The organism is Salinicoccus kekensis (assembly GCF_900220995.1).
GTDB classification, from domain to species: domain Bacteria; phylum Bacillota; class Bacilli; order Staphylococcales; family Salinicoccaceae; genus Lacicoccus; species Lacicoccus kekensis.
Genome location: NZ_OBQF01000003.1, coordinates 219,667 through 245,859 on the forward strand (window position 1 = coordinate 219,667; position 26,193 = coordinate 245,859).

Consider the following 26,193-nt stretch of genomic DNA (forward strand, 5'->3'; position numbering starts at 1 on the left):
ATGAGGGGTTAAGCCAGAGGGATGAATGGGGGAGAAGTCCATGATAAAGCTTTCTATCAGACGGCCGGTGCTGACGATGGTGACGATGCTGCTGGTCATCGTGCTGGGTGCAGTGTCACTTGTGAACATACCGCTGAAATTGATACCGGAAATCAATCCGCCGATCGGCGTCGTCGTTGCCACATATGACCAGGCCGGGCCTGAAGAGGTGAACGATCAGGTCACGATACCGATTGAAGAGAGCTTATCTACGACCACAGGACTGGATACGATGGCTTCCACCGCCCAGGAAGGCTCAAGCCTGACCCTCCTTCAATTCGGCTGGGCGACGGATATCAATGATGTGGAAGGGGAAATCAGCCAGGCGCTGGATAATGTCCAGCTGCCCGACGGTGCCGGCGATCCGAGCTTCCTGAAATTCGACCCGTCACAGCTGCCGATCATCCAGATGTCCGTCAGCAGCGAACTGGAAGAGCTTGAATTCCAGGGTCTGGTGGAGGAGTTGAGCGAGGAACTGGAGCGGATCGAAGGCGTGGCGAGCGTCGATGCCGAAGGTCTGACCACGGAAACCATTGAAATACAGCTGGATTCCGATGAAATGGAAAATTATCAGCTGGAGATGAGCACGCTTCAGCAGATGCTCGCTTCGAGTGATATATCGCTGCCGGGTACGACGATCAGCGATGGCACAGAATCCATCACCACACGCATCCAGGCACAGATGCAGTCGATTGAAGATCTTGAGGCATTCCCGGTCACCATCGATCCGGAGGCCGGCGAAGAGGTGACTTTGGGTGAGATCAGCGAAATTGTCCGGGTGAGTGACAGCGGGGAGACGATCTCCAGGACGAACCAAAACCCGTCCGTCCTGATCAATGTGCTTGAAGAATCCAACGGGAATACATCACAGGTCTCGGGAGAATTTCTGGATGTGCTTGAAAGTACGCTTGATGAACCGAGGTTCGAAGGGATTGAGGGGGATGTACTGTTCGATCAGGGTGACTACATAAACCGCTCAATCCAGGACATCGCCACTGCGCTGATTCTCGGTGCCGTTTTTGCGATGGTGGTTTTATTCTTATTCCTGAGGAATGTGAGGAGTCCGATCATCATCGGCATCGCGATACCGTATTCGGTCATCTTCACATTCGTGCTGATGTATTTTTCTGATTTCACGCTGAACCTCTTGACGATGGGCGGCCTTGCGCTCGGGGTGGGGATGCTCGTCGACAACAGCATCGTCGTGATTGAAAACATCAACCGGCATCTTGGCCTCGGGAAAACGCCGAAAGAGGCGGCGTATGAAGGGGCGCGGGAAGTTGCGGCTGCGATCACGGCTTCGACATTCACCACGATTGCGGTCTTCCTGCCCGTATTGTTCATCGAAGGGATCATCGGACAGATATTCACGCAGTTTTCACTGACGGTTGCATTCAGTCTGCTGGCCTCCCTGATTGTGGCCCTCACCGTTGTGCCGATGTTTGCGAGCAAATTCATGAAGACCGTGAACACTTCCATGGAGGAGAAAAGGCGCAGGAGCATATATAACCGTGTAATCCAGAGGATGCTCAAATTCGCCTTGAGATTCCGTCTGCTGACGTTCCTGATTGTAGGTGCCCTGGTCGCGCTCGGTGCTTTCGGTATTTACCGCACCGGCATGATTTTCCTGCCGGAAACGGATGAGAGCTTCTTCACAGCGAATATCGACATGACTTCTGGTACGAACCTGGAAACGACCGAAGCGGCACTACTGGAGATGGAGGATTATCTGCTCGGCATCGAAGAGGTCGATGTCTTCCTTGCAATGGCCGGTGCATCTGATACGAGCGGCATCGGGGCCGGCGGGGAAGCCTCGCAGGGCTCGATCTATGTGACGACGGTGCCCCCGGATGAACGTGAACGTTCGACCAATGAAGTGGCGGATGAGGTCGGCGGAGAGCTGCAGAGCATCGCGGAAAGCCACGTCGAGGATGCCGAGGTCAGCATGATGACGACCACTTCCACCGGCACCGATTCCTCCGTATTGACATTTGACCTGATGAACAGCAGCGAGCAGGACCTGGAGGAAGATGAAGAGAAGATCACAAGGGCGCTCGGTGAAATGGACTCCGTCACCCAAGTGTCGAACAACACGACCGATACGATAGATGAACTTGCCATCACGCTGGATCATGATGCACTTTTTGAGAATGGCCTCGCTGCCTCCGAAGTGGCAAGTACGTTCAATAACATGACGACCGGCATGGATGTCTTCCTGGTCCTCGACGAGAGCGCGGAGGAATATCTGATGGTGCGCATGACGCTGCCGGATGAAGATGTGGACTCGGAGGAGGCCCTCGGAGATATGGTGATCTCGAGGACGGAAGAAGGTGCTGTGACGCTGGATGAAGTGGCGACGGTCGACAGGCAGCCGGCCCCGTCCGCCGTCGAGCGGATCAACGGCCAGCATGCCTACCAGTATGAACTGGAACTTGAACCGGGTGCTAACTTATCGGAAGCGGTGACCGAGATGCAGGATATCGTGAACGGACTGGACTTGTCCGCCGGCAGCAATCTGTCATTCACGGGGGACCAGGAGCTGATCGAAGACTCCATCATGGATATGATCATGGCCATGATACTTGCGGTCATACTCGTATTCCTCGTCATGGCGGCCCAATTCGAATCATTCAAGTATCCGTTCGTCATCATGTTCACGATCCCGCTTTCCGCCGTCGGTGTCATGCTCGGGTTGTGGCTGACCGATACACCGTTGAGTGTACCGGTGTTCATCGGGATGCTCGTACTGATCGGCATCGTGGTGAACAACGGCATCGTCCTCGTGGACTTCATCAACCAGCTGAGGGCACGCGGCATGAATGCCTATGAAGCGATCATCGAAGCGGTCGATGTCCGTACACGGCCGATATTCATGACGGCTTTCACGACGATACTCGGGCTTGTGCCGATCGCCATCGGACTCGGTGAAGGTTCCGAAATCAACCAGCCGATGGGCATCAGTGTCATCGGCGGGCTGCTTGCGAGCACGCTCCTGACACTGGTCATCGTCCCTGTCGTCTACTCGCTGTTCACAAAAGAGACTTTGACGATGAACCGTAAAAAGAACCGGGATAAGTTCAACAGGTGATATCACAAATAAAAGACGCATTTGATCCACGGGACCGTCCGGTGGATCCGGTGCGTTTTTTGATGTTGAAAATGATATACCTGCAGGTTGTTTTTCTATATAATTAGACCGATGTCAGATAATCTGACATCGATTTTGTGGATGGAAAAAAATGTGTTATTATTTTCCCCATAGTTGGAGTGGTGATCATGAACAATGATGAAAGTCGAAGAAATGCTCCCGTATTCCCAATGTCATCAGCGATGAAATTGACTGGATTGACCGCGCGTCAAATCCGCCATTATGAAGCGGCCGGACTGATTACGCCCGCAAGGAGTGAGGGCAATCACCGCCTCTTCTCGATGAATGATTTTGAAAGGCTGCTCACCATCAGGATGCTGATGGAGAAGGGGTTCACGATGAAACGGATCGGGGAGATACTCGGCAGAGATGAAAGCCACCCGGCTGGTGAAATACTGAATTACAAAGAACTGAACAGGACGCTGCCAAACCGCGGGGATTTATCAAGATTTTTCTAGAAATAAGAGGGAGAGTGAATGGATGAAGAACAATTACACGAGGGATGACATCAAGCGCATCGCCGAAAATGAAAATGTCAGGTACATCAGATTGCAGTTTACGGATATACTCGGTACGATCAAGAATGTTGAAGTGCCCATAAGACAGCTGGATAAGGCACTCGACGGTGAAATGATGTTCGACGGCTCTTCCATCGAAGGTTTTGTGCGCATCGAGGAATCCGATATGTATTTGAAGCCGGATCTCGAAACATGGTCCATCTTCCCGTGGACGGCAGGGAAAGGGAAAGTCGCAAGATTGATATGCGATATTTATACAGTGGACGGCGAGCCGTTCGAAGGGGACCCGCGCTCAAATTTGAAGCGTGTGCTGAAGGAAATGGAAGAGATGGGATATTCGGCATTCAACCTCGGTCCGGAGCCGGAATTCTTTTTATTTAAACTGGATGAAAATGGTCACCCGACAAGGGAACTGAACGACCAGGGTGGTTATTTTGATCTAGCACCGACGGATCTCGGTGAGAATTGCAGGCGTGACATCGTGCTTGAGCTCGAGGACATGGGATTTGAAATCGAGGCTTCCCACCATGAAGTGGCCCAGGGACAGCATGAAATCGACTTCAAATATGAGGATGCAATCAGTGCATGTGATAACATACAAACATTTAAACTGATCGTCAAAACGGTCGCGAGGAAGCATAATCTGCATGCGACATTCATGCCGAAGCCCCTTTTCGGCATCAACGGCAGCGGCATGCACTTTAATGTATCACTCTTCAGGGGCGAAGAGAATGCGTTCTATGATGAGAATGACAGTTTCGGCCTGAGCCAGGAGATGCGCCATTTCATGGGCGGCATACTGAAGCATGCGAGAGGATTCACGGCGGTCTGCAACCCGATCGTCAATTCCTATAAACGTCTGGTGCCGGGTTACGAGGCGCCGAGCTACATCGCATGGAGCGGCAAGAACCGCTCACCGCTCCTCAGGATCCCTTCATCAAGGAAGCTGTCCACAAGGGCGGAAATCCGTTCAGTGGATCCTGCGGCAAATCCTTATCTGGCACTTGCCGTCATTTTGAAGTCGGGCCTTGACGGCATCAAGAATGAGATCGGTCTGCCGGAGCCGATCAATGTGAACCTTTATGAAATGACAAGGGAAGAGCGTGAGGCACTCGGTGTCGAAGACCTGCCTTCCACTCTGTATACGGCACTGAAAGCGCTGAAGGAAGATGCGGTGGTGCAGGATGCACTCGGTCCGCACATCATGAGGCAGTTCTACAGCAATAAAACCGTGGAATGGGACATGTACCGTGCCCAGATTTCAGAATGGGAAGTCGACCAGTATTTGAACCAGTATTGATGAATAAAAGCCTGAGGAATCAGGCTTTTTTATTTAGGATATTTTTAAACTCACGGATATATGTCTTCAGATCTTCAAGCTCCTCATGGGTCAGTGCCTGGTCCTTATAACGCATGGCCTGGTAATGTCCGAGCTTTGATATGGAAGTGTGCTCGTGAAGGCGGAGCCGCTTGAACCACTGCTCGATCGTTTCATCGGTGTATCTGCCGTATCCTTTTGAAGCGGCCCATTTCTCAAAATCAAAATACATCCTGCGGGCTTTGCCGGGCGGCGCTTTTTTGGACGCCGGCGCATTCACGGGCGTATGGTTTACCGTGTGCGGCGTCTCTTGTACATGCACTTCCCGTGTGCGGGATTCCCGCTTCCTGAAATACGAATAAACGGCGAAAATGACGGCAGCCGCCACCAGCGTGAGAAGGATCGCCCCAAAGGGGATGCCGAGCACCTGGCCCGTCTCTGATGCCACTTCATCCGGTGTCTGATAGCCGTCGAGCTCCGCTTCATCCTCCTGGAAGGCATCTTCCGGGTAATCCAGCTCCACGCCTTCCAGAAAGTCGAAAAAGGGCCTCAGCATGAACACCATTGCATTCAGGAGGAAGATGACCGCATAGCTCAAAATAAACACAGCAAGCCGGTACATCTGCATCAGCACAATGCCCAGGGTGATGAAGGCCAGGATGAGGAACGAAGTCAGCCTGATATAAGGCCGCTTACCGTACCCGCTGTCCAGTGCCAATGTAAGGATCCTCCCTGTGATGTATCCTGCGAGTGAGGCGATGAATATGATGTTGAAAGTAGCGATGTGCGCATCGGTTTCAGGCGTGGAGATCATCGTGATGATGATGAGCCAGACCAGACCGGCGATCACCGTACCGGGAGCAATGGTTTCATCCAGGCTGTAGTGCAGCTGTTCAAGGCGCCACACCGGAATGGTGCTGATGAGCAGTGCGGATAAGAAATAATCACCGCTGAAGAGCGCGGCAGCGAGGGTCACGGGCACCAGTAAATAAATATATTTCACCGGCAGTCTTGCTGCAATCAGATGGCCTGCGAGATACTGCGCCAGCACAACAGCAAGGAAGAACAGCACATGATCCCGGTCGCCCGCCACATTATGGATGTTTAAAAAGAGATATACCGACAATAACAATGCCATTTCGACAAGGAAGGCATGCAGGAATGAAGCATGGTATTTTATCCTGCTCACGTCACCGCCTCCTTCCTGCCATACTTGAATGGTTCGAGGCCATGTTCATCCAGCTGGTAGACAGCTGTCCCTTGTTCTATGTAATATTTGAGTTCCGCCATGATGAGAGGATCCGCTTCACCTGTGAAAATAAGGTGGGTGGGCATTTTGTCAGACTGCTTCACGAATTTCAGGAAACGGTCGAAACTGATCGTGTAAGTGACGGTCTTTATCCTCGCGAGCGCCTCCAGGGCATGACGGTAATGGAGTTTTCCGGAACTTTCATCCAGCGTGAAAAACTGGTGCCGGTCGAAAGTGCGCATATTGGCCATGATCCTGTACGGTATGCCATCTTCGGCCATCGTCCCGAAGATGAAGGCCAGCTTTTCGAAAGTGACCTCTATATCGGCAGGCGGGGCAAATGACTTATCAGAGCGCAGGTTGATGAGGAAAAGCCATGACATATGCGTCGTCTTTTCATATTCCCGCGTCATCAGTTCACCGCTGCGGGCGCTCAATTTCCAGTGTACATCCCTGAGAGAGTCGGTCGTCTCATACGGGCGGCTGCCGGTGGTGAGGAGGGGATCGTGGAAAAATGTGTTCTTATCCCTGTATGCGCCTTGTTCAATCTTTGCCTTCAAAGACCGGTTATGCAGTGCGTAGCGGTCCGGATAAATCAGTATTTCATGATTTGCGGAGCCGGCCTGCTCAAGCTTGATATGACCGAAACCGAATATGCGCGGTACGGCGATTTTGGTTTCGATGATTTTGCTGGTGCCCCTGTGAACGGCTTTGAAGGGAATTTCGATGGTCGTCGATTTCCCGGGAAATACTGAAAAAATGCGGGAAGTCTCGGTGACGTTCCTGATTTTCAATGACTCATCGTTATAAAAGGCAATATCATCCCCTGCGGTGATGGTGATCTCTGCAGACAACACCGGCAGGCGGCCGCGCTGGGTGACTTGCAGATACAGGACGTCTTCCTGCCCCTTATACTTTCTGAGTTCTCCCGGCATCACATCAACGGTGAGGTGTTTTGCGACATTTTTTTCATGAAATAAATTCAACAGGGCCATTGCGGCGGTGATTCCGATGATGAGCTGCAGCCATGCATTCAGCTGCGCGGTATACAGCAGATCGAATATGACCATGACGGCGATGATGGAGAAAAGGGCCGATGCCATCTTTGATTCGGTATGCTGCCTCTTATACTTCATCTCTTTCAACTCCGTATTCGACCGGCACTTCCGTACTCTTGAGGATGCGGTCCATGACTTCTTTTTCCGAAGTGAGCGTCATCCCTTCGATGTTCAAGACGATGCGGTGTGTCAGCACGTAGGGTGCAATGTATTTCACATCATCCGGCGTGACGTAGTCCCGGCCATTGATCAGTGCAGCACCGACCGCCGCCTGCATCAGCGCAATCGTCCCGCGCGGTGAGACACCGAGCGCGATATGTTCATGGGCCCTTGTCCGGTGGACGAGGTTGATGATGTAATCCTTTACTGTCCGGTTGATATGTATTTTCCCGGCTTCAGCCTGCATTTCCCTGATGATATCAAGCGACAGAACCTGATTGATGGCATCACGGGGACCGTCCCCCCTGTGCAGATCAAGCATTGTCATTTCATTTTCGAAAGAAGGGTAGCCCAGATCGATTTTCAGGAAGAAGCGGTCCATCTGCGCTTCAGGCAGGTCGAACGTGCCCTGCTTCGATTCAATCGGATTCTGGGTGGCGAGCACGATGAAAGGCGAATCGACCGGATGGGTGACGCCGTCGATCGTCACCTGCCCCTCCTCCATCACTTCAAGGAGGGCCGACTGTGTCCTCGGGGTGGCGCGGTTTATTTCATCGGCAAGGAGGATGTTCGTCATGACCGGTCCGCGGTTCAATTCGAACGCCTGCGTCTTCGGATTATAGATGTTCATCCCCGTTATATCCGTCGGCAGGACATCCGGCGTGAACTGCACCCTCGAGAAGTCGCCGCCGAGCACTTTGGAGATCGACTTTGCGAGCACGGTCTTCCCGGTGCCGGGCACACTCTCGAATAAAATATGCCCCTTCTGGATGATGCTGATGAAGATAAGGTCGATCACCTCCTCCTGTCCGACGAGCACTTTGCCTATTTCCTTCTTCAAATCATTCAGATAACCAGCCACTGACATGTGAATTCCCCTTTATTTGTAAATTTAGTTGATATTATACCAAACATGGAACTATAAAGAATGAATAAATGGAATAGTATTCGACTTTTTGTCGCTTCTATGAGAAAATTTAGTTAATCATGACGAAAAAACCCGCTTTGAAGGAGGCGCATTATGTCCGTTGTAATTTTTGATGTTGACGGTGTATTTTTGAGTGAGGAAAGATGTTTTGATGTTTCTGCTCTATCCGTGCATGAACTGCTTTTCAATCCGAGGTATTTGAACCTGACCCAGGAAAAATTCAAAACGTCCTATACGGATGAGGAGATTGCAGAAATCAGAAGTAAAATCTTTCTGGATGATGAAGTTTTAAGCCGCTATAAGGAAATGGGACTGAACTCGAATTGGGATATGCTCTATATCACGTTCTCAATCGTTTATATCAATCTGCTTAAAGACTCGGGTATCAATATAAGCAATGTGGATATCAATGACTTATACGGCATCGGTGAGATGCTTGGCGATGTCGAGCCCGATTATGGAAAAGTTCTGGAATTCCTTGACGGCGATGAATACACTAAAGAGACGATTTACGAAGGTCTCGTCAACTATGCAACATCTTTGAAATTCTTAAATGAAGAGGATGACTTCAGGACGAACAGCACACTGTGGCTGCTCGGACAGCACGTGTATCAGGAATGGTACCTTGGCAGTGAGCGGATGAAGGGCAGCACGCTGCCGATCGAAGGCGACAAGGAAGGCTTCCTCCATCAGGAAGAATGGCTTGCGCCGGTCGAAGACCTTGAAAAGATGCTTCAGAACCTGATCGACCGGAATCTCACGATCGGTATCGCAACCGGCCGCTCAAGAGAAGAGACACTCATACCTTTCGAGGCGGCAGGACTGCTTGAGTACTTCAAAGACGAGAGGATCTCCACCGCCTCCGAAGTGAAAGAGGCAGAAGCCGTGGAAGGCGTGGAACGCCAGCTCTCCAAGCCCCATCCGTACAGCTATTTATGGACGCTGTACGCCCAGGATGAAAAATATTTCGAAGAAGCCGTTAAAGGCGAGAACATCTCCGATGAGAAAGTGTACGTCGTCGGCGACTCCGTTGCAGACTTTTTCTGCGCTGACAAGATGGAAGTCGAATTCATCGGTACACTCACCGGCCTGACCGGCGATGACATCATCCCGACATTCACCGACCTCGGTGTCTCACGTGAGAACCTCGTGCCGGATGTGCTCTCTGTTGAAAATATGGTTAAATGATTGGATGAATAAAGACCGCTGAAGACCCGAATAAGGTCTCCAGCGGTTTTTTATTTGCTCGCAGGATATTGGGGATTTTCTAATCCGATTTCGATGGATATTCAGGTGGCGCCAAATCGGAATCCCGCACCAAATCCGGTCTCACGGTGCGTTTTAATGAATCCAGATCGGAATCAGACCTCAAATCCGATCTCAACCCCCCATATCAAGGCTTTCAAATCGGATGACGCCTCAGAATCCGATCTCACCACCTATATCAGAGTTCTCAAATCGGCCGCGTCCCACTTCAAACAACAAAAAAGAGAAGTTCACCGTGAACTTCTCTTTTCCATATCATTCAAAATCAGATCTGCAGGTCCACCTGCTTAACATCCCTGAAGCCTTCTATAACACTGAGTTCGACCAGGGCCTCATCGCTCACCCGTGAGTCGAGTGAGAGTGACAGCAATGCCGCACCGCCTTCGTTTGAACGGCCGAGCTGCATGCTCGCGATATTGACCTGGTGTTTGCCGAGTATCATGCCCATATCGCCGATGATGCCGGGACGGTCGATATGATTGATGACAAGGATATGCTGGGTCGGTTTGATGTCGACCTGGTAATCGTCGAGTTTCACGATACGCTCCCCGTAGCCATCGAGGACGCTTGCTCCGAGCACGAGGTCTTCATCAGCGTTCGCGAGTTCTACTTCCAGATAGTTGTTGTATCCTTTGGTCTTGCCTTTCTTTTCGACTTTATACGTGACATCCTGCTCCTGGAGGAAATAAAGCGCATTGATGATATTGACGCTTTCCCCGAAATGCGGACGGAGCATGCTCGCGATGAATGAGCGGGTCAGCATGCTCGTATCGTCGACAGCAATATCGCCGTGATACTTCAAGCGGATCTCATTCGGCGGCTTATTCATCAGCTGGATGCCGACAGATCCCATATGGCTCGCAATATTGATGTATGGTTGGAGTTCCCTGTTGATATTCTCACTCATGCGCGGTGCGTTGACTGCATGTATGATTGTGTTGTTTTCAAGTATTTCGATGATTTCCCGGGAAACGCTCACTGCGACCTTCTCCTGTGCCTCGATTGTGGAAGCACCAAGGTGCGGTGTCACGACGACGGACGGATGGGACAGGAGCTCCATATTGGTCGGGGGCTCCTCTTCGAATACATCGAGTGCTGCACCGCCGATCTTATTGGCCTTCAGCGCCTCGAGCAGATCCGCTTCATCGATGATGCCGCCGCGTGCGACGTTGACAAGGCGCAGGCCGGGCTTGCAGTTTTCGAAGAAAGATTTGCCGACGATGCCTTTGGTCTGCGGTGTGAGCGGTGTATGGACGGTGACGAAATCCGCCACTTCAGCAATCTGGTCCACTTCAAGCTTCTCGATTCCGGACTCTTTCGCCTTTTCATCGGAAAGGTACGGGTCGAAAGCGACGACATTCATGCCGAACACTTGTGCACGGCGTGCGACGCCGAAGCCGATTTTGCCGACACCGATGATGCCGAGCGTTTTGCCGTAGAGTTCGACGCCCTTATGTGCACCGCGGTTCCACGTACCTTCGGAGAGTTCCTTATGCGCTTCCGGGATGTCGCGTGACAATGACAGCATCATCGCCAACGTATGTTCAGTGGCGGAGATGGTGTTGCCGTCCGGGGCGTTGATGACGATCACGCCGAATTTCGTGGCTGCATCGATATCGATATTGTCCACGCCGACGCCCGCGCGTGCGATCACCTTCAAGTGCCGTGCGCGTTGAATGATATTTTCGGTGATTTTCGTCTGGCTGCGTACGACGATTGCATGATAGTCGTAGATGATTTCTATGATCTCATCTTCTGTAAGACCGGTGTTGACGTCCACCTGATAATTCGGATGTTCAAGCAGTTCGCTGATGCCATCCTCACTTACCGGGTCCAGGACAAGAACTTTATAAGTCATTGAAAAATACCTCCTGAGCTTCCTTGATTGCTTTTCCATAATAATCATTTTGTCTGTATTTGGATAAGATGCCTTCCAGCGCACCGAGCACGACGATGATATCGGAAGGGAACATATATCCCATATGGCCGATACGGAGAATTTGTCCTTTCAGATGTTTCTGGCCGCCGGCTATCGTTATTCCGAAGTTATTCTTGAGCTCGTCTTTGATGTGAGAAAGCTCGTCAGACGTGGATTTGAACGCCGTAACGGTAGGCGATGCATATTCATCTTCCACGAGCAATCCGAGATCCAGCGCCCTGAGTCCCGCCCTCAGCATATCCCGCATTTTGGCATGTCTGTCATAAACATTTTCAAGCCCTTCCTCCGCAACTGAATCGAGCACAGCCTCAAGCCCCTGGATCAGGGAGACCGCCGGAGTGAACGGGGTCGTATCTTTATCGAGTGAATCGAAGTACTGGTTCAAGTCGAGGTAGAACCTTGGAAGGTCATTGTCTTTCATCTTCTGGCGTGCATTCTGATTCATCGCGACGAATGCAAGTCCCGGAGGGAGCATCAGTGCTTTCTGGCTGCCAGAAATCAGGCAGTCGATCTTCGACTCCGACATATTGAACTTCATGCCGCCGACGCTGCTCACGCCGTCCACGATGAACAGGGCATCTTCGTCGTAATCTTTGACGATTTCACCAAGCTCGGTCACCGGATGGAGCACTGCAGTCGAAGTTTCGCAAGCCTGGGAGACGACGACTTTGACATCATCCAGCTTGTTCAGGAATTCCCTGAAGTCGGCAGGGTCCGCCGCTTCACCCCATTCCACTTCGTAAGTGTGGACATTGTATGGATAGGTTTTTGCTATGGCTTCAAAACGTGCACCGAATGCACCACTCACGATGACGACGACGTTTTCATCCTTCGCCGCCAGGTTGACCATCGCAGCTTCAAGCGAGCTCGTCCCGCTGGAGGACAGGATTGCGACATCATCTTTCGTGCCGAATACATCTTTGATCTTTGGCTTGATGCGGCGCATCAATTCGGAAAAGTCTCCGGACCTGTGTCCGATCATGCCTTCTGCCATGCGCTGGTTCACTTTTTCTGGAATCGGGGTGGGGCCGGGTGTCATAAGCAACTTCTTAAACAAAATGAATTCCTCCTATGTATTTTACTAAGTTCCATAATATCGTAATTTTACGAAAATATAAAATGATTATTCAATTATCTTTGCCTTCTGCGAGCATTCCGTCGACTAGTGAATGCGCCTCACGGTAAATATCCCTGTATGAATCCCCTTTCAATTCACGGGTGACGGCGGTGAGGTTGTTGTGTGCAATCTCATCTTTCAACGCCCGGTAAAGTGTATGCCCATATTCATCATCATCCGCCGGTGGAAGCAGCAGGATGAGCGCCCAGTTCTGCAGCTGGATGTAATAGTCGAACACTTCGTAGAGTTTTCTTGATGCTTCATTCGAATCGGACAGCTGAGTCATCACCTTGGCGGTCATGACATCGGTATCTGCGAAAAAAGCTTTACGTGTTGCAGGCGAATGGATGTGCCTGCGGTTCAGATCGAACTGGCCGATGCCGATTGCATGGAAATCCTTGGCATCCAGCTCATCTTCGCCCACCTGGTGCGCTTTCAAGTATTCCTTTTTATATTCGACGGAATAGCTCGTTGAATAGCGGCGGGCGAGATCTTTGACGAGCATCGATTTGCCGGTACCGGGCGCCCCGAGGATGAGGACATTCTGAACGAAGAAGCGGCGGAACGGACGTGTCACATAATCCCAGTTGATGAGCGCCGCTTCACGGATGTTTGTGCCGCTGATCCTGAGCAGCGCCCTGTCCACAAGCGTGACACTTACCGGGACGTCTTCCCATTTCCGGGAATAAAACTCCTCGAGCGGCCCGATGTATTCCTCTTCACCGACATAAAACGTCAGTGAGCCGAAATCTCCGGCATGCTCCGGCGTCCCGTCCCTTATCAGGTCCGCCATCATTTCCAGCCAGAGTCTCCAGCCTTCCGGGTAGCGGGGGATATCCGTCTCATCGAGCTTCAGGACCGTGACATTCTCATCTCCGGCACACAGCTGCCGCATCGCCTTCACCCTGTGGTTCAAAGACATCCCGTATTCGTCCCCGCGGTCGCCTGCGTAGCCGCTGACGATGACGAGCGCGTGATCATTCTCCCTTTTGGCACGGATGATCTGTTCGAAATGACCCACATGGCATGGTGCGAATGTACCGAAATAAACGCCCAGTTTTTTCATATGCACAACTCCTGTTCATTGATAATCGCATTCACCCTCCATTATACGCATAATTTCTGAAAAATTGAGTCTATTTATGCTACAATCGTTCTATAATGGAATCAATAAAAGCATCATGAGGAGACTTCATGATCGAATGGCGGGGCAGAGAGATGTTTAGATGGACGAACCTCTTCAGAGGATTTTTAATGGGGATATGCGAAATCATCCCGGGTGTCAGCAGCGGTACGATGGCATTGCTTTTAGGTATATACGAACAATTCCTTGGGGCGATCAGCCGCATCGTCTCCAGGCACTTCAAGACTGCGGTGTTATATTTGCTGCCCCTTGTCATCGGCATGGGTGTGGCGATACTTACGATGTCGTCCCTGATGGATTATCTGCTGACCGAACACATGGTCCCGACGCACTGGTTCTTCATCGGCATGGTGCTCGGCGTCATCCCTATGATGTTCAGCATTTCGAGCTACAAAACCGAGTTCAGGCCGGCCCACTACATAGTGATGGGGCTGGTGATCGTCCTCCTGTACTGGATGTCGACGGTCAACGATGCTGCAGCGCCGGCGGAGAGCATCGACATTTCGGTGCCGGTGATGATCGGGTTGTTTTTCAGCGGGATGCTTGCTTCAGCCGTCATGCTGCTGCCGGGCATATCAGGTTCGCTCATGCTGCTGATCCTCGGCGCCTATCCCGTCATCATGAGGGCCATCAGCGAATTCACATCATTCAACTTCAGTGTGCTGCCGATCCTGATCGCGACGGGGCTCGGCATCGTTTCAGGCTTGCTGCTCGCAAGCAGGGGGATCCAGTTCCTGCTCAGGAATTACACTTACATCATGTATGCAGCCATCATAGGTCTCCTGTTCGGTTCGGTCTTCCCGCTCTATCCCGGGTTGCCGGATGCGGCGGGCACATGGATCGCTTCAATTGTTTCACTTGCTGCCGGATTGTCAATAAGTACATATATGGGCAGCAAAAATAATGAAACTATATGATGGGGTGACATGATGACACAGCAACATCCGTTGGTGGAAGAATTTTACGATTATATACGCGGGACGATAGATTACCGCATTGCGGTCGCGGGACAGGTGGACGCCGGAAAGAGCGCGCTGATCCATGCGCTGACGGGCGGGGACCCCCATATATCGACGGAGACCGATGCGACAAGGGATGTCGCAGGCTACCGCTATGGCAGATACGGTGAACTGCTGGATTTCCCGGGTGTCGGCACGACGGAATTTTCGCCTGCGCAATATAAGAAACTGCTGAAAAAGCATAAGGTGAAGCATGTACTGTATGTGTTCTCCTCGAAGATCAGGGAAGCGGATGAAAAAGTGATCAGGTTCCTTGCCAAAAATAAAACTAAAATCACTTTCGTATACAGCAAGCTGGACGCACTCATCGACGTATCGGGCGCCTACGACCGCGAATTGCTCAAGCAGGAGAAGAATTCTGAACTGCATGTCACATTCAAGAAAATCATCAAAGATCCTCTTAAATATCATTTCGTCAGCGTCAAGGACGGTACAGGCATCGATACGCTCAAAGAAGAAATCGATGCGTACTTCGATTCAAAGGATGAAGAATTCCAAAAAAGGCTCCGCAATTCCAGGTATTTCGATAAATTCCTCAATAAAAAGAGCAGCACCCTCGGCGCGAGACTGCTCACCCCGGGCTTTAAGGACTTGATATTGAGCAGGGAGTTCAAAGCGATCGAACAGAAGACGGCAGGCCATTTCCATCTGGATGAGGAAGATGCCGGGTTCATCGGCATGTCGATGCCAAGAGTCAAGGAGTTCGTCAATCAGGCGAAGGATACAGGTAAAGTGGCAGGCAACTACAGGAAGATGATCGGTCCGCTCACGACGCTTATATCCACCGTGTTGAAAGTGCGTAAGCTGAATGTCATTACATTCGTCCTCTCGACTTTCGGCGAGGCCGGCATCAGGACGGTCTATCCCGTGCTGCGGGGTGTCTTTGAATACGTCCGTGCCATGAACGATATGGCGGGTGAAGTACTGGCGAAGCACTTGAAGGAAGCCGGGGGACGATCATAAGTAAATGCTTTCTATAATATAATAAGGGGATTATAATATGGCAGAGTTGAAGCTCGAAAATATCAGAAAAGTGTATGACAACGGCCCGGAAGTGGTAAGGGATTTCAATCTCACAATCGGCGACGGGGAGTTCATCGTCTTCGTCGGCCCGTCAGGCTGCGGGAAGTCGACGACGCTCAGGATGATTGCAGGGCTTGAGGAAATCACCGACGGCGAATTATACATCAACGGCAAAAGGATGAATGATGTCGAACCGAAGAACAGGGATATTGCGATGGTCTTCCAGAACTATGCGCTGTATCCGCATATGAGCGTGTATGACAATATGGCCTTCGGCCTGAAGCTCAGGAAGACGCCGAAGAAGGATATCAAGGCACAGGTCCATGAAGCGGCGGAAATACTCGGGCTCACAAAGTACCTCGACCGGAAGCCGAAAGCATTGTCGGGCGGCCAGCGGCAGCGTGTCGCACTCGGCAGGGCGATTGTGCGTGATGCCGGGGTTTTCCTGATGGATGAACCTTTATCTAACCTCGATGCAAAGCTCCGCGTCCAGATGCGTGCCGAGATCACCAAACTGCACAAGCGTCTTGAGACGACGACGATCTACGTCACCCACGACCAGACAGAGGCATTGACGATGGCGACAAGGATCGTCGTGCTGAACGAGGGCAACATCATGCAGGTCGGTACGCCGAAAGAGGTCTATGATCTGCCTGAGAACGTCTTTGTTGCCGAATTCATCGGCTCTCCTGCAATGAACATCTTCGACGGCCGCATGGACGGCGGTGTTCTGACCATCGGGGATGCCCGTTTTGAAATCCCCCGGGATAAAAGGGAGATGCTGCTGGATGAAGGGTACGACGGCAAGCCGGTCAAATTCGGCATCCGTCCGGAAGACATCCGGGATGAAGCGGAATATGTCAAAGCATCGAAAGCAAGTTTTGATGTCGAGATCCGCGTGAGTGAGATGCATGGCTCCGAAACCATGCTCTATGCGGATTATGAAGGCCAGGAATTCATCGCAAGGGTGGATGCCAGGCATAATATAATGGCTGGCGACCGGGTGAAGTTCGCATTCGATATGGAGAATGGCCACTTTTTTGACGCTGAGACAGGGGACAGGATAGTGAGCCGGGAGTACCGCGCCAAGGAAGCGGAGCGGCTCAAAGAGGGCCGGTCGGATATCATCAAAGTCTGAATAAAAACGAGCCGGTACGGGATGCCAAGGTGTTCATGCCGGCTTTTGTTGTCAGGAAGGGTACGACCATACTAAAAGCTTGAGGGGGCAGAATATGATCCAGTTCGACCATATCATCCATTATGTCAACAATCTGGAAGCAGCACGGGAAGAGGTGCCGCTCGATATACATTCCGGCGGTGTGCACCAGCGTCTTGGCACGGAGAACCTGTTATCCTATATCGACATGCGTTATATCGAATATCTTACGATAAAGGACCGCAATGTGTTCCACGACCACCTTCGTGAAGCGGAAGATTCCTTCGCCAAGGCGATCCACAAATGCAATTATAAGGAAGGTTTCATCCGATATGCGCTGGCGACCGACGATATCGTAAAGTTGTCCGAGCGTTACCGGGCACAGGGGTTCAAGACATTCGGCCCCTTGTATATGGAGCGTGTGACCGGCGGGGAGACGCTGCGCTGGTCGCTGCTTTATATAATGCATGATCAGCATATGTTTCCTTTTTTCATACAGTGGGAAGAGGATGATGATGCAAGAAGGGAACGGATCAAAGGTTTCGGGGCATCAATGGAGCCGGCACCGCTCAGGATACGGCAGACAGTGAAGGATGCTGCCGAGTGGCAGGCTTTCTTCGATGTCATCGGCATCTGGCAGGGTAATATCGATGACCATACAGTGATCGAACTGGAAGAAGGCAATCAGCCGGCCATGTCGATCGAAATCGGTACAGCCGGTGAAAGCGGTGAGTATCTGGGTGCGGATTATAAGTTTATATAAAGCATGAATACGAGATGCGAAAGGGCGATGAGGGCGGTCACGATGCCGGTGAGCTTCAATGCTTTTGTACCGCCGACCAGGAGGTACACGATGGATAAGATCAATGAAATCACGGCAAGGATAATACGGACGCTCAACAGCTGGATGAAGCCTGAATCGAAGTACTGGCCCATTTCGATCATGCTGACCGCATTGAGCAGTATTAAAATACTTAATATGATGATTCTCATAAAGTTACGCCACCTTTCATAACTGGAATTATAACAGATTTTTTGGATTGGAGATAACTATGTATAAACGATTGCATTTAAGTGAAGAAGAACATAACCGGTTCATAGAAGATCATCCGAACGGCGACCTGCTCCAACTGACGGACTGGGCGGCGTCGAAGAAGCTGACGGGGTGGTATTTCAGACGGTTCGCAATTGCGGATGCATCCTCGGAGACCCGGGGTGCTGCGACACTTTTATTCAAAAAAGTGCCCAAGCTGAATGCGACGCTGTGCTACATATCCCGCGGTTTCGTATGCGACTATCACGATCATGCGCTGGTTGAGGCGATGCTGAAGGAAGCTGTCGTCATCGCAAAGGAAGAGAAAGCCTATGCGATCAAAATCGACCCGGATATTCCGGTGTCGGAATATGAAGATGCGCTTGAAAACCTGAAAGTCCTCGGTTTCAAACACCGCGGCTTCCATGACGGCATGAGCAAGCATGCAATCCAGCCGCGCCAGACGATGATGGCGGATATCGATAAAGACGATGCGGCGCTGCTGCAGAGTTTCGAACGTAACAACCGCACGAAAGTGCGCAGTGCCCTGAAAAAAGGGACGGAAGTCTACAAGGCATCACGTGAGGATCTGCCAACCTTCGTCGACCTCATGAAGGAGACGGGGGAGCGTGACGGCTTCCTCACGCGTGACATCACTTATTTCGAATCGATGTATGACCACCTGAATCCGAACGGCCATATGGAACTGTTCCTCGTCCGGCTCAACCCGTCAAAAGTGGAGGAATCCGTAAAATCGGACCTCGGGAAGCTGGATAAAGAAACACAGAAGGCGGAGAAGAAGAAGGACGGCAGCAAAAAAGACAATCAGTTGAGGAACCTTCAGAACAGGAAAGCGAAGCTCGAAGGCCAGCTCAAAGAAGCGCAGGAGCTGAAAGGTGAACATCCCGACGGCATCATCTTATCGGGTGCCCTGCTCGCATTGTCCGGGCACAAGGCATATTATTTATACGGTGCCTCTTCGAACGACTACAGGGATTATCTGCCGAATCATCATATGCAGTTTGCCATGATGCAGTATGCAAGGGACAAGGGCGCAAAAACGTATGACTTCGGCGGAGTGAGCGTGATGCCTGAAGAGGATTCACCGCATTTCGGCCTCTGGCAGTTCAAAAAAGTATGGGGTACGGAAGTTTCCGAGAAGATAGGGGAATTCGACTTCATATTGAGACGCCCTTTATATATGGCAGCGGAAGTCGGCGTGCCGATCTTCCAGAAAGGCAAGATCAGGCTGAACCAGCTGAGGAAAGAGAAAAAAGACAGGACATGAAAAGACACCGGGCAGAGTTATTCTGTCCGGTGTCTTTATTGTGCTCCTACAGAAGGTAGGGCCTTGCGATGATGAGCATCAGGATGAAGATGATTGAAGCGGCGCTCACGACGGAGAGGGAGATGCGCATGGTCATATAAAGCTTCTCGCTTTCATGCATATGGGGCGCGTTGCTCCACAGCCGGTAGCTGACGAGCGCGCCGAAAAGTGCCGTGAAAATCCATAAATACAGATTCAGCTGCATGATGCTTCCGTTGATCAAATAGTTGAGGAAGAACAGCAGCTGCATCAGAATCAGCAGAACAGATATGACTCTTCTCATATTTCCACCTTCCCACTCAATTCATAAGCACCACTATGACCAAAACAGCTGAAAACATCGCAGTGAATGCGTAGATTAAAAATACATGATCGCGGTCATCTTTATTTTCCTTGAATGCGGCTATTTCAATGGACAGCATGAGAGACAGGCCAAGCACGAATACGATGACCGAATCCGGATTGGACAGTGAGAGGCTGTAGACCAGGATCAGCAGAAGGAAAGCGACACCGGAAATCAGCCGTAAGACATCCAGTGTGCGGCTCCTCATCACCATGACGGTGGCGTACCCGATGACGAGATATATAAGCAGCATCAGTATGACGATCATTGAATCACCCGCTTTCCTTTACGATAATACTGGAAGATGAAAAATGTGGCAAATACAGTCACTGCAGCACCGAACCAGAATGGCGTCCCCGGACTGATGAGGAACAGCAGATTGAAGACGATCGGGCCGAAGATCCGGCCGAGGCTGTCCATGGAATATGTCGTTGATGTCATCCGTCCCATTTCACCCGCCTGTGCCTCTTTGGTGATCTGTGAAGTGACGAGTGTCCGGACAAGCGCGTTGCCCACCATCAGGAATACGATGCAGAACCCGGCGTAGACGAGCCCGTTCATGAACGGCAGCATTATGAATGCGATCAGGGTGAACACCTGGCCGGCAATCATGAACGGCAGCTCCTGGCCGTCTTTCAATCTGCGGATCACTCCGCCCTGGACGATGGCATTGAATATACCCCCGATGAAGAATAAAATACCCATCTCCGCCGGCGTGATGCTGATCCTTTCGATGCCGAGCAGCTGGAATGTACTTTCCATGCCGCTGTTGATGAACATGACGAGGAACGTACATACGAGCAGTATGCCGACCGGCTGAAGAAGGTACTCCGTCGGCAGGGTGATATTTTTATTGACCGTTGTCGTCGGGCGGTATGTTTCTTCGATTTTGAATATCGCCACGACCAGAGTCGCCAAAATGACGAAAGTGGTCATGAAATAAGCGAGGCTCAGGCTGACGCCGGCGAGCAGGCCGCCGATGCCGGGACCGAATATGAAGCCCATGCCGACCGCCATGCCGACGAGCCCCATATATTTCGTGCGGGTCTCGCGTGTGGTGATGTCGGCGACCATGCTTGTCGTTGCAGTATAGAGCGCACCCGAGGCTGCACCGCCGAGTATGCGGCTTATGTAAAGGATCAGAAGATTGTCGATGAATACACCGAATATGAAAAAGCTCAATGCAAAGGCGAACAACCCATAAAGCAGTATTTTGCGCCGTCCGTATCTGTCACTGAGGCGCCCGAAATAGGGTGCCGACAGGAAGCTCGCCAGTGAGTAGATTGCAAGCAGCCATCCCATATGAGTCGTGGAGGCATCAAGTTCCGTGACGATTTCCGGAATGACGGGGATGATCATACTGAAACCGAAGTAAATCAGGAACTGAATGATCATGATTACAGTTATCATTCTTTTCATTTCATGCACTTCCTGAATACATTATTTTTGTTGTTTGATTTTATTTTTCGTTTCTGTAATTTCGTTCTCTATATCGACGAGCTGTTTTTCAAGACTGTCGGTATTATGCCCGGTCGACTCGACTTTTTCCAAATCAGCCTGGATACGGACATAATCATGTTTAAGCTCTTTTAATTTATATTCCAAGTCCATGTTCACACCACCTTAAATACTGATTGTATCATATCATAAAGTTCCAATATTAGGGGAATCACTGAATGACATTTCCACTGCATCTCAGGTATGATTATGAAGAATGGAGGAGAAGTCATGCACACCTTTGAAATCTATGAGGAGTATTACAAGTGGCACCCGCTCGAAGGGGAATCCGCGACTGAAATATACTATCTGGAATATGGCAAAGATGATCCGCCGAACCAGTACGAACCGACCGAGCCGCTGATCGCCAAATCCTATACGGATGACATCAAGAAGACACGGCGGGAACATAAGCGCCAGCTCTGGCTGGAATTGAACGGCGTGAACGGCGTTCCAAAACCCGTCACTTACTACCAGGAGGAATATGCATACCTTTTCTACATCGCCCTGCCCGGAGTCGGAGCGGATGAATTCCTAAAAGAGGCGGATGATGGGACACGTGCGTCGATTTTGAAGCAGGCGGGACGTTATTTGAGTGCATTACATAAGACGAAAGTCGAAGACTGCCCGTTCATCTTCTACGATGAGGCAGGCGGGATGCACGATGACATCGTCTTCGGACATGGTGATTTCGTACTTTCGAACCTCATCGTCAATGAAAGTTACATCACCGGCAGCGTCGATGTCATCAATATCGGTATGCGCGACCGCTACGTTGATATCGCAAGCATGGCAAAAAGCATCGAAACACTGCTTGGACAAGAATACGTCGACCACTTCTTTGACGGCTACCGCATTTTGGGCGAAGTCGATGAAGGCAAGCTTGAATATTTCAAGGGACATTAGAGAAGTCCAGTGAATTTTATTGACGGCACGCCGGCTGCGTGCCGTCAATTTTTGAATATGATTTCCCCCACCTTATAAAACTCACTGGTGAATAAAGAAATTCTCAAGAAACCCGAAAAGTCGTACGGCGAAGCGGTGAGCGGCGCTGAAACCCCGGCTGCAGGAAGCGGAAGCACAGATTTAATATGTGCCTTTATTTATTTCTAAATATTCAGATTTATATAGAAAGTGCATCCGTTATGTTGTAAAATGGAATTAAATCCAATTTGTATGGGAGCTTTTACACTTTTGATGTTACAAAATTGTGACGACTATAGTACCATACGGATATGGTTTTATTTTTCCATACAACATATATTGTATGGAAAGCAGTTTTATTTCCTCAGCACCCATTTTAATACATCCAGAACTTACTTGAAAACTTGTCCGCAGGCCATGCGGATGAAGAGCAAATCAAAACTCACAGGGGGAGATCATTTTGAAGAAACTCACGATGTTACTTACTTTAGCCATGGTGCTTGTCCTTGCTGCATGCGGCAATGGGAACGGCGATGGCGGCGGTGAAGAAGGAAACGGTGAAGCGGGGGGCGGCGAAGGCGAAGGCCGGGTGGCCGAACTGCAGGAAGCGGGCACGGTCAATGTCGGTTTCGCGAATGAACCGCCTTACGCATTCCAGAATTCTGAATCAGGGGAACTTGAGGGTGCGAGCATAGAGATCGCAAAAGCGGTGTTCCAGGAGATGGGCATCGAGGAAGTGAACGGACATCTGACGGACTGGGGCGAACTGATCCCGGGCGTGCAGGCCGGCCAGTATGATGTCATCACTGCCGGTATGGCGATCCTGCCGGATAGATGTGAAAATGCGTTGTTCTCGGAACCTGAAATGCAGTATGGTGAAGGACTTGTCGTTGCAGCGGGCAACCCGAACGACATCCGCAGCTATGCTGATATTGCGGATAACCCGGATGTCACGCTTGCACTGATGGAAGGCACGACGCAGTTCGACTTTGTGGCACAGGAAGGTGTGGCCGATGATCAGATCATGTCCGTATCGGATATCCCGGGCCAGCTCTCTGCCGTACAGTCCGGTAATGCGGATGTCGCAGCAGCGACTGAAGCGACACTCAGGGCGGCGTATGAATCACTCGGCAGTGACGATGTCGAGCTTGTTGAAGATTTCGAGCAGCCGGACATCGACGGTGTGCCGAGTTACGGTGCAGCAGCATTCAACATGGAAGATGAAGAGCTGCGTGATGCTTACAATGAAGCACTGGAAACATTAAAAGAAGATGGAACGATCGATGGCATCCTGGATGATGCTGAAGGATTCGAAGCGGAAGCGAACAGGGTCGAAGTGGGAGAAATGACTGCTGAGGAGCTTTGCGCAGGGGAAGAATAAAAGATTTTTGGGTCCAGTGATTCCGGTGGAAGAACTGGGCCCTTTCATTTGAATACAGGGGAGTGAGTCTATGTTTGAAACGGGCTGGAACATCCTGAACTATCTGACCCAGGGCCTCGGCACCACTTTGAGTATATTTTTGACGGCCACGGCATTTTCTTTTCTGATGGCTTTCATCGCCGGGCTCTCGAGGTTATCGGGGAATATTCTCATCAGGGGCGTCACTGCTGTATATGTTGAAGTTTTCAGGGGGACCTCCCTGATTGTACAGCTTTTCTGGTTATATTATGCGGTTCCGATGCTGTTTAATATAAACCTGGGAAGCAACTGGTGGGTCGGGGTCATCGCAATCGCATTGAATTACGGTGCCTATATGTCTGAAGTGGTGAGGACATCCGTGCTTTCCGTCGATAAAGGACAGACCGAGGCAAGTATCGCGCTGAACCTGACACGTTATCAAAGGATGAAAGAAGTCATACTGCCGCAGGCGTTCAGGCTGATGCTGCCTGAATTCGGCAACTATTCAATCCAGATCCTGAAAGGTACGGCACTTGTGTCACTGATCGGATTGACGGACATACTGTACTTCGGTGACATCTACCGTTCGACGAACCTTTCAGAGGGGCCGCTTGCATATCTGATGGTGCTCATCATGTACTTCATCATTGCGCTGCCGCTGATCTGGCTGTCCAAAAAAGGTGAGAAAATCGCAAGAAGAGGGGTGGCGAGCTGATGACCTACTGGAGCTGGGAAACATTTTTCGATGCATTTCCAATCATCATCACAGGGATCAACGTGACGCTCGGCCTGACGGTGGTCAGCTTCCTGCTTGCACTGGCTGCGGGTTTCATATGGCTGCTGCTTGAGTCGACACCCTTCAGGGCTTTCAATTTCATCATCTACTGGATCAGGGAATTCATCCGGTCCACGCCGCCGATCGTACAGATTTTCTTCCTGTACTTCGCGTGGCCGATGGTGCCTTATATCGGCATGTCATTCACACCGTTCGTGGCGGCCATGCTCGCCCTCGGCATCCACTTTTCAACATATATCAGCGAGGTGTACCGTTCCGGTATAGAGAGTGTGGACAAAGGGCAGTGGGAAGCTGCGACGGCACTCAATCTCTCCGTGAAGGATAAGTGGTTCAGCATCGTGCTGCCGCAGGCGATCCCGCCGACGATCCCGATGCTCGGGAACTACTTGATCATACTGTTCAAGGAAGTGCCGCTTGCAGCCACCATCGGTGTGGTCGGCATCCTGAGCATCGCGAGAAGTTACGGTGCACAGACATGGTCATATTTGGAACCGTTGACGATTGTGGCAATTTTATTCCTCATACTGAGCTATCCGTCCGCATTGCTTGTGAGGGCGCTTGAGAAGAAGATGAACCGCCAATTCGATAAAAAGACTACGAAAGTGAAGGTGACAGAATGATGGAACCGATCGTCCAATATATAAATGTTCATAAATCATTCGGGGACACCCATGTATTGAAAGGTATCGACCTTGATATCAATCCGGGTGAGAAAATCGCGATCATCGGACCGAGCGGTTCGGGCAAGACGACGATCATCCGGCTCCTGATGACCCTCGAAGAGCCGACGGACGGCGATATATATGTCGCCGGAAAAAACTTGTGGAAGATAGAGAAGAACGGGAAGAAGCTGCCGGCAAACGAGAAACATCTGGCAAGCGTCAGAAAAGACATCGGCATGGTCTTCCAGCACTTCAACCTCTTCCCGCACAAGACGATACTCGACAACTGCGCCATGCCGCTCATCAAAGTGAAGAAGATGAAAAAGAACGAGGCGCGCGATATGGCGAAGCAGATGCTAGACCGCGTCGGGCTCGGTGACAAATATGATGCATATCCATCGAACTTATCCGGCGGGCAGAAGCAGCGCGTCGCGATGGCCCGTGCGCTCGTCATGCGGCCGAAGATCATGCTCTTCGATGAAGTCACCTCAGCCCTCGACCCGGAACTTGTCGGCGAGGTGCTGGAAGTCATCAGGGATCTGGCCGAGAACGCCTCGATGGCGATGGTCCTCGTCACCCATGAGATGGACTTCGCCCTCGAGATCGCAGACCGGGTGCTGTTCCTGGACGAAGGTGTCATCGCCGAATCCGGCACAGCAGATGAAGTCATCAACAAATCCGACAACCCAAGACTGCAGAACTTCCTGAAAAGATTCAGGGCATGACGGGAGGCGGGGCATATGCCCCGCCTCTTTTTGCTGCCCATTGGCATCAGATATATGGAGGACAATAAAGCGCCCGGCTGAACGCGAATGGTGGACAGAATTCCATCCGTCGGCGCCTCTGTCCGGATAAATGCTGAAAATCCAGATGGCGCACCAGCTCAGGGACTCTCTATCTGGATAAACGCCGAAAATCCAGATAGCGCCCCGTGCCAAGTCCCCTCTGTCCGGATAAACGCCGGGGATCCAGATAGCACGCCGCCTCAAGCCCCCTCCGTCCGAATAATCGCTTGAAATCCAGACGGCGCTCCGGCCTAGGCACCCTCTGTCCGGATAAGCGCCGGGAATCCAGATGGCACGCCACCTCAGGGACTCTCCATCCGGCTAAGCACCAAAAACCTGACAAGTG

At 51.1% G+C, this 26,193-nt stretch carries 25 protein-coding genes; 14 read left to right on the top strand and 11 right to left on the bottom strand.

Annotated features, from left to right (window positions below):
* The first annotated feature begins 40 nt into the window (after positions 1-40).
* The 3 genes from CRN96_RS07615 (at position 41) to glnA (ending at position 5,005) form a co-directional block, all read left to right on the top strand.
* A complete protein-coding gene (locus CRN96_RS07615) occupies positions 41-3,127 on the top strand; it encodes an efflux RND transporter permease subunit (protein WP_179647147.1) in 3,087 nt (1,028 codons plus the stop codon).
* A gap of 188 nt (positions 3,128-3,315) precedes the next feature.
* On the top strand, positions 3,316-3,645 hold the full coding sequence (locus tag CRN96_RS07620) for a MerR family transcriptional regulator (RefSeq protein ID WP_097040775.1): 330 nt from the start codon (positions 3,316-3,318) through the stop codon (positions 3,643-3,645).
* Positions 3,646-3,667: 22 nt separating this feature from the next.
* Positions 3,668-5,005 (top strand): type I glutamate--ammonia ligase, encoded by a 1,338-nt coding sequence (gene glnA / locus CRN96_RS07625; protein ID WP_097040777.1) that lies wholly within the window; start codon positions 3,668-3,670, stop codon positions 5,003-5,005.
* Between the two features lie 19 nt (positions 5,006-5,024).
* On the opposite strand, the gene CRN96_RS07630 is transcribed toward glnA, so the two are convergent.
* The 3 genes from CRN96_RS07630 to CRN96_RS07640 are packed head-to-tail and all read right to left on the bottom strand — an operon-like array spanning position 5,025 to position 8,357.
* On the bottom strand, positions 5,025-6,212 hold the full coding sequence (locus CRN96_RS07630) for a hypothetical protein (RefSeq protein WP_097040780.1): 1,188 nt from the start codon (positions 6,210-6,212) through the stop codon (positions 5,025-5,027).
* Positions 6,209-7,408 carry a DUF58 domain-containing protein gene (locus CRN96_RS07635; protein WP_097040782.1) on the bottom strand — a complete coding sequence of 400 codons (1,200 nt, stop codon included), beginning with the start codon at positions 7,406-7,408 and terminating at the stop codon, positions 6,209-6,211. Before CRN96_RS07635 ends, CRN96_RS07630 begins: the two co-directional genes overlap by 4 nt.
* Positions 7,398-8,357, bottom strand: coding sequence for an AAA family ATPase (locus CRN96_RS07640; RefSeq protein ID WP_097040784.1), 960 nt, complete (start codon positions 8,355-8,357; stop codon positions 7,398-7,400). Before CRN96_RS07640 ends, CRN96_RS07635 begins: the two co-directional genes overlap by 11 nt.
* Positions 8,358-8,510: 153 nt before the next feature.
* Between CRN96_RS07640 and CRN96_RS07645 the strand changes: the two genes are divergently transcribed.
* Entirely contained in the window at positions 8,511-9,605 is a 1,095-nt protein-coding gene (locus CRN96_RS07645) for an HAD family hydrolase (protein ID WP_097040786.1), read from the top strand.
* A gap of 343 nt (positions 9,606-9,948) precedes the next feature.
* Here CRN96_RS07645 and serA read toward each other — a convergent pair whose 3' ends face one another.
* The 3 genes from serA to CRN96_RS07660 all read right to left on the bottom strand — a co-directional run bounded on the left by serA (position 9,949) and on the right by CRN96_RS07660 (position 13,805).
* Positions 9,949-11,541, bottom strand: coding sequence for a phosphoglycerate dehydrogenase (gene serA, locus CRN96_RS07650; RefSeq protein ID WP_097040788.1), 1,593 nt, complete (start codon positions 11,539-11,541; stop codon positions 9,949-9,951).
* Positions 11,531-12,661, bottom strand: coding sequence for a pyridoxal-phosphate-dependent aminotransferase family protein (locus CRN96_RS07655; RefSeq protein ID WP_097040790.1), 1,131 nt, complete (start codon positions 12,659-12,661; stop codon positions 11,531-11,533). The genes serA and CRN96_RS07655 overlap by 11 nt, the downstream gene beginning before the upstream one ends.
* Before the next feature lie 88 nt (positions 12,662-12,749).
* Positions 12,750-13,805 carry an AAA family ATPase gene (locus tag CRN96_RS07660; RefSeq protein WP_097040792.1) on the bottom strand — a complete coding sequence of 352 codons (1,056 nt, stop codon included), beginning with the start codon at positions 13,803-13,805 and terminating at the stop codon, positions 12,750-12,752.
* Positions 13,806-13,933: 128 nt separating this feature from the next.
* Between CRN96_RS07660 and CRN96_RS07665 the strand changes: the two genes are divergently transcribed.
* The 4 genes from CRN96_RS07665 to CRN96_RS07680 all read left to right on the top strand — a co-directional run bounded on the left by CRN96_RS07665 (position 13,934) and on the right by CRN96_RS07680 (position 17,844).
* Positions 13,934-14,800: a DUF368 domain-containing protein gene (locus CRN96_RS07665; RefSeq protein ID WP_245844586.1), complete on the top strand. Its 867-nt coding sequence runs from the start codon at positions 13,934-13,936 to the stop codon at positions 14,798-14,800.
* Between the two features lie 12 nt (positions 14,801-14,812).
* Positions 14,813-15,865, top strand: coding sequence for a GTPase domain-containing protein (locus tag CRN96_RS07670; RefSeq protein ID WP_097040794.1), 1,053 nt, complete (start codon positions 14,813-14,815; stop codon positions 15,863-15,865).
* Positions 15,866-15,902: 37 nt separating this feature from the next.
* The gene (locus CRN96_RS07675) at positions 15,903-17,063 is read left to right on the top strand and encodes an ABC transporter ATP-binding protein (RefSeq protein ID WP_097040797.1); all 1,161 of its coding nucleotides are present in this window, start codon (positions 15,903-15,905) and stop codon (positions 17,061-17,063) included.
* Positions 17,064-17,157: 94 nt separating this feature from the next.
* A complete protein-coding gene (locus CRN96_RS07680; RefSeq protein WP_097040799.1) occupies positions 17,158-17,844 on the top strand; it encodes a VOC family protein in 687 nt (228 codons plus the stop codon).
* Here CRN96_RS07680 and CRN96_RS07685 read toward each other — a convergent pair.
* Positions 17,829-18,074: a hypothetical protein gene (locus CRN96_RS07685; protein ID WP_097040801.1), complete on the bottom strand. Its 246-nt coding sequence runs from the start codon at positions 18,072-18,074 to the stop codon at positions 17,829-17,831. The genes CRN96_RS07680 and CRN96_RS07685 overlap by 16 nt on opposite strands.
* Before the next feature lie 59 nt (positions 18,075-18,133).
* Here CRN96_RS07685 and CRN96_RS07690 point away from each other — a divergent pair, with 59 nt between their 5' ends.
* Complete coding sequence (locus tag CRN96_RS07690) at positions 18,134-19,402, top strand: lipid II:glycine glycyltransferase FemX (protein WP_097040802.1); 1,269 nt, start codon at positions 18,134-18,136, stop codon at positions 19,400-19,402.
* Between the two features lie 46 nt (positions 19,403-19,448).
* Here CRN96_RS07690 and CRN96_RS07695 read toward each other — a convergent pair whose 3' ends face one another.
* Genes CRN96_RS07695 through CRN96_RS13255 form a run of 4 tightly spaced genes read right to left on the bottom strand, consistent with a single transcriptional unit; the run spans position 19,449 to position 21,395 of the window.
* Positions 19,449-19,724 carry a hypothetical protein gene (locus tag CRN96_RS07695; RefSeq protein ID WP_097040805.1) on the bottom strand — a complete coding sequence of 92 codons (276 nt, stop codon included), beginning with the start codon at positions 19,722-19,724 and terminating at the stop codon, positions 19,449-19,451.
* A 16-nt stretch (positions 19,725-19,740) separates the two neighbouring features.
* Positions 19,741-20,052 (bottom strand): membrane stabilizing protein MspA, encoded by a 312-nt coding sequence (gene mspA, locus CRN96_RS07700; protein ID WP_097040806.1) that lies wholly within the window; start codon positions 20,050-20,052, stop codon positions 19,741-19,743.
* Positions 20,049-21,203, bottom strand: a complete 1,155-nt coding sequence (locus tag CRN96_RS07705) for an MFS transporter (protein WP_097040808.1) — start codon at positions 21,201-21,203, stop codon at positions 20,049-20,051. The genes mspA and CRN96_RS07705 overlap by 4 nt, the downstream gene beginning before the upstream one ends.
* A gap of 21 nt (positions 21,204-21,224) precedes the next feature.
* Positions 21,225-21,395 carry an SE1832 family protein gene (locus CRN96_RS13255; RefSeq protein WP_179647148.1) on the bottom strand — a complete coding sequence of 57 codons (171 nt, stop codon included), beginning with the start codon at positions 21,393-21,395 and terminating at the stop codon, positions 21,225-21,227.
* Positions 21,396-21,512: 117 nt separating this feature from the next.
* On the opposite strand from CRN96_RS13255, the gene CRN96_RS07710 reads away from it, so the two are divergent.
* The 5 genes from CRN96_RS07710 (at position 21,513) to CRN96_RS07730 (ending at position 25,787) form a co-directional block, all read left to right on the top strand.
* Positions 21,513-22,187 carry a phosphotransferase gene (locus tag CRN96_RS07710; protein ID WP_097040810.1) on the top strand — a complete coding sequence of 225 codons (675 nt, stop codon included), beginning with the start codon at positions 21,513-21,515 and terminating at the stop codon, positions 22,185-22,187.
* Positions 22,188-22,680: 493 nt separating this feature from the next.
* The gene (gene ehuB, locus CRN96_RS07715; RefSeq protein WP_245844587.1) at positions 22,681-23,586 is read left to right on the top strand and encodes an ectoine/hydroxyectoine ABC transporter substrate-binding protein EhuB; all 906 of its coding nucleotides are present in this window, start codon (positions 22,681-22,683) and stop codon (positions 23,584-23,586) included.
* Positions 23,587-23,656: 70 nt separating this feature from the next.
* Positions 23,657-24,319, top strand: coding sequence for an amino acid ABC transporter permease (locus tag CRN96_RS07720; RefSeq protein WP_097040814.1), 663 nt, complete (start codon positions 23,657-23,659; stop codon positions 24,317-24,319).
* Complete coding sequence (locus tag CRN96_RS07725) at positions 24,319-25,020, top strand: amino acid ABC transporter permease (protein WP_097040816.1); 702 nt, start codon at positions 24,319-24,321, stop codon at positions 25,018-25,020. Before CRN96_RS07720 ends, CRN96_RS07725 begins: the two co-directional genes overlap by 1 nt.
* Positions 25,017-25,787 (top strand): amino acid ABC transporter ATP-binding protein, encoded by a 771-nt coding sequence (locus tag CRN96_RS07730; RefSeq protein ID WP_097040819.1) that lies wholly within the window; start codon positions 25,017-25,019, stop codon positions 25,785-25,787. The genes CRN96_RS07725 and CRN96_RS07730 overlap by 4 nt, the downstream gene beginning before the upstream one ends.
* Positions 25,788-26,193 lie beyond the last annotated feature (406 nt).